The sequence below is a fragment of the Mycoplasma sp. HU2014 genome (assembly GCF_001199495.1).
Classification (GTDB): Bacteria; Bacillota_I; Bacilli_A; order Mycoplasmatales; family Mycoplasmataceae; genus Mycoplasma.
In genome coordinates this window covers 1-7,408 of sequence record NZ_LFYS01000019.1, presented here as the reverse complement: position 1 = coordinate 7,408, position 7,408 = coordinate 1, and the positions used below count along the sequence as shown (strand labels likewise).

Genomic DNA, 7,408 nt, shown 5'->3' with positions numbered 1-7,408 from the left:
TTTAGGTTCTAAAGAACAAATAAACAACAAATTTTATTATTTATTTAAAGACTTAGAAATTGCTGGAAAAGAAAGTATTGGTAGGTATCAAAGACATTTGAGAAAAGATAATTTTGATATTTCTGAATTCAAAAAAGAAGAAGAATATTTTGGAACAATTGCTTTTGAATCAAATGTAGATTTGAGTTTAGAAGATGTATACACACTTTATGATCAAAGATGAGAGATTGAAGAAATGTTCAATTTTTACAAAAACATTTTAGAATTATCAAAAACCAGAGTTCATTCTGAAATGAAAGTTTATACAACTGAATTTATAAACTACTTATCATTAATAATTGGAACACGTGTTAAGAACCAATTTATTAAATTGGACTTGCACAAAAATTATTCTTTCAAACAAATAATAGAATATTTAAGAAGTTATAAAATGGAACAGATAAGTGGTAAAGAATGAAAGAAAAGCAAGATGTTGAAATACGTTCAAAACCTTGCTGATTTATTAAATATATAGTATTAGACTAAAACTTTTTTAATCTATAACCCGAGTTTTACAGTTGTTGTGCTAAATTAAAAAGTGCAACAACTTTTTAATTGTTATTTAAATCTTATAGAGTTCAAAATTTTATCAAATTCAACATCTATCATTAGTGATTTTATTGTGTTTGTTCTTTCATTTTGATCTCATTAGTCTTCTAGATAGCTAAAACTTTTAACAATTTCCTGTTTAACTTGTCAATTCTTGTCTTAATACCCTCTAACGACTCTAAAAATGTCTTAACAGTTAAATCTTTAAAATTTATCTTATCTCCTTTATCATAATGTATTCTATAAATATTTTAGAATAACATCGGAAAAAGTAAATAGAAGTAAGATAAAGATGAAAAACCCCTTAAAATCTGAACTTTTCATCTTTTTTATTTATTTGTTGGTATAACAAGTGTAAAACTCGGGAGATGAGAAATTGAGTTATTATTTAAGCAATTTAAAAATGTACTAGAACAAAACGAAGGAAATGTTCAGGGAAATTACAGAATAATAGCTACTGAATTTATTAATTTTTTATCATCTATAATGCTTTGCAGAATAAAAAATTACTTACTTGAAAATGGTGTTTTAGAAAATAAAACAATTGGTCAAATTTTTAGATATTTATCAAAAGTAATGAAAAAAAGAAAACCAAGAGTAAGAGAAGAGTGGGATGATGTTGAAACATTAAAATATATTAAAGAACTTATTAAAGTTTTAAAAATATAGTGTCTGAAATTGGGAATTTTTTAGTATTAATAAAAGAGTGTTTTAATGATGATAATTTTTATCAACTTATAAAAATGAATTGAGATTAATATTTAATTTAATTCCAAATACCAGTTTTTCTGGTATTTGTTTTTTTATATACCTTCTGTTGTGTATTTAGACAGTTTAAATAAAATTTTGTTTTAAATTATTTTTTTATCAATAACTACAATTGACAAAAATATTATCCAATTTTAAAAATATTTTTTAATTCAAGTAAATTACAAGAAATTCAAAATGACAAAATAAAAAGTTATAACTTCTAATGGTTATAACTTTTATGATTATTTAAGTTTAATATTTAATTCATCTAATTGAGCATCACTTACATAATCAGGAGCATTACTCATAGGATCAACTCCAGATGCATTTTTAGGAAACGCAATAACATCTCTAATAGAATTAGTATTTGATAAAATCATTGCAATTCTATCTAAGCCTCAAGCAATACCAGCATGATAAGGAGCGCCATATTTATAAGCATTCATAAATCATCCAAAGTTCATTTCTACTTTATCAGGAGTTAATTCAATTGCATCAAACATTCTTTTTTGAATATCTGGATTTGTAATACGTTGGCTTCCTCCGCCAATTTCAAATCCATTCATAACTAAATCATATGCATAAGCTAAAGCATCTTTTTTATTAGTATCAAAATCATTTAAAGATTCATTTTTTGGCATTGTAAATGGATGGTGTGCTGCAAGATAACGTTGTTCTTCTTCACTGTATTCAAATAAAGGAAAATCAACAACTCATAATAATTTAAATTCATCAGCACTAGCTAAATCAAACATTTTAGCTAAACAAATTCTAACAGCTCCCATAGCTTGAGAAATTTTATCGTATTTTCCAAAATTCATTAAAATAGTTGCATCAGTTTGAATATTAAATTCTTTAATTAGATCTTGTTTTTCTTGATCAGATAGTTGACTTGCTAAACTTCCAGATCAAGAGTTGTTTTCAATTTTTACAAATCCTAAAGAACTAAATCCAAATTGTCTTACTTGTTCCACTGCTTGTTCGATTTGTTTTTTAGTTAATAATTTATCTATACAAACTGCTCTTATTATTTGATCATCTATATTTGCAAACATTTTTACATTAGTATTTTTAAAAATATCATTTAATGTATGAATTTTTAAATCATATCTTAAATCAGGTTTATCAATACCATATAAATCAATTGCATCTTTATAGCTTAATCTTAAAGGATCATCTTTTATTTCATAACCTTTAATATCTAGTAAAACTTTTTTAATTAGTTTTTCAGCTAGATTCATAACATCATCACCAGTTGCAAAACTCATTTCTAAATCTAATTGAGTAAATTCCGGTTGACGATCAATTCTTAAATCTTCATCTCTAAAACATCTAACTATTTGATAGTATCGATCAATTCCAGATATCATTAATAATTGTTTAAATAGTTGTGGTGATTGAGGTAGAGCATAAAATTTATTTTTATTTAATCTTGATGGTACTAAAAAGTCTCTTGCTCCTTCTGGAGTTGATTTTGCAAAATAAGGAGTTTCAACTTCTAAAAAATCATTACTATTTAAAAAGTTTCTAATCACATGATTTAATTTAGCTCTTGTAATTAAATTTTGTTGCATTTCAGGTCTTCTTAAATCTAAATAACGATAAGTCATTCTAGTGTCTTCACTACTTGTAATATTATCTTCAATCATAAAAGGAGTTAATTCTGATTTATTAATAACTGAAATATTTTCAACTTTAATTTCAATTTCTCCAGTTTGAAGTTCCAGATTTTTTGATTGTCTTTCAACTACAAGTCCAGTTATTTCGATTACATATTCAGTTTTAAGATTAACTAATTGTTCTTTAAAAAAATCATCTAAAACTAATTGAGTTATACCATATCTATCTCTTAGATCGATAAAAGTCTTACCTCCCATTTTTCTAATTTTTCTAATTCAACCTTGTAATAATACTTTTTGATTAACATTAGAAATATTTAATTGACCGCACGTATGAGTTCTTTTCATAATTTTCACCTATTTTTTCATTTCATTAATTCATTTTTCTAAAGTATAAGTAACTTGATCATTAGTTTGTTTATTTTTAACTACAAAACTATTAGTTTCTGCTTCTTTACTTCCTAAAACAATTACATTTTTAGAATTAAATTTGTCAGCTTGTTTAAATGCTGATTTTAAAGATTTATGGATATTGTTTGTGTCACACTTTAAGTTATTTGATCTAGCTGATTTTAAGATTTGTTGATTTAATAAAATAGCATCATCATTTAAACAAATAGTGTATAAATCTAAACTATCATCAATATTATCAATATCTATATTATTTTCATCTAAAGTAATTAGAATTCTTTCTAATCCCATTCCAAAACCACAAGCAGGTATATCTATATTTCCTATTTCTAAAACTAAATTATTATATCTTCCACCAGCAATTAAAGTTTGTTGACTACCTAAACCTTTATTTACATATTTAATTTCAAAAATAAATCCAGTGTAATAATCTAAACCTCTAACTAATTTATCACCAATTACTGTTTTAATGTTTAATTGTTCTAAAGTTTTAATTGTTAGATCAAATCTTTGTTTTTGATCATCACTTAAAAAGTCTTTCATTTTAACTACATTATCAAATTTATCACTATCAATCTTACAATCTAAAACTCTTAAAGTATTTTTATTAATTCTTGTTTGACAATCATTACATAAATCAAATTGTTGTAAATATTTTTTTAATTCAAAAATATAAGTTTGTCTTTCTTTTCCTGTTAATAAATAATTAACTACTATTTCAACTTTATCAGCTAATTGTAATTTCAAGATAATATCATAAGCAATTGATAAAACTTCAACATCTTGTTGAATATCATCACTTCCAAAACTTTCAATTCCTAATTGGTGGAATTGTCTATTTCTTCCTGTTTGAGGTCTTTCATATCTAAACATTGGTGATATATAATAAGTTTTAAATGGTAAGTTTTCTTGATTGTATAATTTATTTTCAATTAACGCTCTTACAGTTGGTGCTGTTCCTTCAGGTTTTAATACAAATTCTCTTTGTTTTTTATCAGTAAATTCATACATTTCTTTAGAAACAATATCACTAGTTTCTCCAACACTTCTTACAAATAATTCTTTTGATTCAAAAATTGGAGTTCTTATTTCTGAGTAATTATAACAACTTAATATTTCTCTTAATTTATTTTCTAAAACTCTTCATTTTTTAGCTTCTTTTAAAAATATATCTTGAGTTCCTCTTGGTTTTTGAATCATATAACGCTCCTTTAATATATAACAATTAAATTATAAACTAAACAGTTTTATTAGATAATTAAATTATATAAAAAAACAACCTCATAAAGAGGTCGTTAAGGTTCAATCTCGGGATTTCGGGATCTCAAACGTCACCCAGGGTCAGCAAGAACCACACTGCCAATCTAGTAAATAATATATTTACATTATTAATATATCATATAATTACAGAAATTAGATAACTCGAAGAAAAAAGGGTAAAATTACCCTAAATTTTTCGAGTTTTAGTAAAAAATTGCACAAACAGGAACAAAAAGTATGGAATTCCCCATGTTTTTTGTTCGTGTAATTGTGTTTAGATCATTCTTTAGCCTGTTTGTTTTGATTATTGCAACTAGATATTGTTTTATAAATAAGATTCGTTGTTATAAGCATTACGCAACTTAAAATAAGGTATTTATTATCTTTAACATTTGAACTGCTTTATTAAAATTATCTAGTAACCTGCTTAACTTAAGATAAATATCTTACATTTAACTGTGTATCAATCAGAATTGTTTAATTAGATAACTCGAAGAAAAAAGGGTAAAATTACCCTAAATTTTTCGAGGTAGTTATAAAAATAAACGAGATTGTTATCTGAAACGAATTATATATAAAATGTTAAATGGTCGTGTAAAAATAATTACAGGTATTAGAAAAAATTTATTAAATGATAATATAATAGATTAAATACTATAAAACTATAGCTAAATTACTTATTTGTGTTTTAGCTTTTTTGTAAATTTCATTCATTTTAAGTTAGTACCATAAAAGATAGATTTTTGTATTTATTGTATTTCTTGTAATATTTCTTTTACTTCTTTTGATAAATCAATATCTTTTATAAGATTAATTATTAGATTAGAATTTATATTAGAAAAAATATTTATAAAGTTTTTATTATTAACATTTCTGTTTAAAAAATCTACAAAACCTCATGTAATATCTTTAGTGTTTACAAGTTCTAAATAAGTTTGTATATTTTGTTGGTTAAATTCTATTCTATCTTCTATAAATAAACGATCTAAAACATTTTTATTACCTTTGATGTTTTCGATTGTTGGTAATTCTCTTATGATTGCGTTGGTGTTTGAAATATACAATAATTTTACATTTTCATTTATTTTTGAATTTATTATACTCACCAATACTTCTGATTCATCTTCATAAGTTGATTTTTTGTTTTTAAACATCATATATGTTATGTATTCTTTAACAAAACTATCATTCTAGATTATAAATTCTTTTGTTTTTTTCATCTTTTTAGATTTTAAAATTAGGCTCAAGATATTTTCATATTCCACCCTTACACTATGTAAGGTTTCATAAACTCGTTTTGCGTTTGAAAGATTTATTAAATAAAGTTCATTTTTTTCAATAAAACTAACTATTCCTTTTTCTTTAGTATTTATAAATTTAAATTTTATTTCATTCATTTTTCTAACAAAGGTTTTTTTATTTTCATCAGAAATATATTTCAAAATAGAAACATTTTGTTCTAAAAATAAGTGTTGTCTTATGTTTCAAAAATTTTCTATATTTTTTTTCTTGATAATCAAAACATTTGCTGTATAGATGTGCACACATTTTTGAAAAATTAGCATTTTTATAGATGTAGAATCAAATAAAAAACCTTGATAAATTTACAAATAATTCTAGAGCATTAGAGAATAGTGTTCAAAATACATCATTATCTCCCTTATCTAATAAATTTCCTAAAAGTTTCCCCATCATGTTATTAGCTTGCATATTAGAAGATAACTCATTAATCATGATACTTTAAAAAATTCCCAATTTCAGACACTATATTTTTAAAACTTTAATAAGTTCTTTAATATTTTTAAAACTTTAATAAGTTCTTTAATATATTTTAATGTTTCAACATCATCCCACTCTTCTCTTACTCTTGGTTTTCTTTTTTTCATTACTTTTGATAAATATCTAAAAATTTGACCAATTGTTTTATTTTCTAAAACACCATTTTCAAGTAAGTAATTTTTTATTCTGCAAAGCATTATAGATGATAAAAAATTAATAAATTCAGTAGCTATTATTCTGTAATTTCCCTGAACATTTCCTTCGTTTTGTTCTAATACATTTTTAAATTACTTAAATAATAACTCAATTTCTCATCTCTTTTTGTATGAGATGTAGATATCTTTTATGTTTAAATTTCCATTACATTCAAAAATAATTAGTCCAAAAAGATCTTCTTTTTCCAATAGTTTTTTTTCATCATAAACATCTTTTTTATAAGTTCGACTAATAAAATTTTTCTTCTGAGTAAATTCTGTTAAAGTTGACCTATAACAAAAATAATACTTTCCATCTACAAGGATTTTTTTTGCTCTTATTGTGTCATCATCATAAGCAAAAGTTATATCAAAACCAGATTTTAGGTTTAGTCTTTTAATACTATTTGTGATTTTTATAGGTATCAGATACTTGATGTTCTTTTGTTGCATCAAAATCTTGCATTCTTTATCGTTGAAGCCTTTATCGAGTATTAAAAATCCATTTTTTATGTCATATGTTCTTAAAAAGTTTCTAAATGCAGTGTAATCTAGCATATTTCCTGGGTAAACTGAACTGGCAACAGGTTCTTGAACATTGATATCGTAAGCATAAATTAGGTTTAAGTTTTGAGAACCCTTTGTTCTTGATTTTCTAGATATCTCAGAAAAAGTGTTTGTTTGTGATGTGTTGTTTTTTAGCATTCCATCAACAATTATTGTGTGATCAGAAAAATATTCTAGTCTCTTGTTCATAAACTCTTCCATTTTTGAACTAGACTTACCTATTTTCTCTAAAAAACTTGA

The 7,408-nt window shown here is 23.9% G+C and carries 5 protein-coding genes and 2 pseudogenes; 2 read left to right on the top strand and 5 right to left on the bottom strand.

Features of this window, described 5'->3' with window-relative positions:
* The coding region (locus AB668_RS01025; RefSeq protein WP_152908016.1) for a transposase at positions 1-514 on the top strand (514 nt) is incomplete at its 5' end.
* Positions 515-954: 440 nt separating this feature from the next.
* A pseudogene (locus AB668_RS05435) lies at positions 955-1,257 on the top strand (IS1634 family transposase); the annotation flags it as partial.
* A gap of 323 nt (positions 1,258-1,580) precedes the next feature.
* Here AB668_RS05435 and aspS read toward each other — a convergent pair.
* The 5 genes and pseudogenes from aspS to AB668_RS00990 form a co-directional block, all read right to left on the bottom strand.
* Positions 1,581-3,305: an aspartate--tRNA ligase gene (gene aspS, locus AB668_RS01015; protein ID WP_050517243.1), complete on the bottom strand. Its 1,725-nt coding sequence runs from the start codon at positions 3,303-3,305 to the stop codon at positions 1,581-1,583.
* 9 nt (positions 3,306-3,314) lie between these two features.
* Positions 3,315-4,568, bottom strand: coding sequence for a histidine--tRNA ligase (gene hisS, locus AB668_RS01010; protein WP_050517242.1), 1,254 nt, complete (start codon positions 4,566-4,568; stop codon positions 3,315-3,317).
* 809 nt (positions 4,569-5,377) lie between these two features.
* Positions 5,378-5,785, bottom strand: coding sequence for a hypothetical protein (locus AB668_RS01005; RefSeq protein ID WP_050517241.1), 408 nt, complete (start codon positions 5,783-5,785; stop codon positions 5,378-5,380).
* Between the two features lie 33 nt (positions 5,786-5,818).
* The gene (locus AB668_RS01000; RefSeq protein ID WP_050517240.1) at positions 5,819-6,070 is read right to left on the bottom strand and encodes a hypothetical protein; all 252 of its coding nucleotides are present in this window, start codon (positions 6,068-6,070) and stop codon (positions 5,819-5,821) included.
* A gap of 330 nt (positions 6,071-6,400) precedes the next feature.
* Positions 6,401-7,408, bottom strand: a pseudogene (locus tag AB668_RS00990) (transposase); the annotation flags it as partial.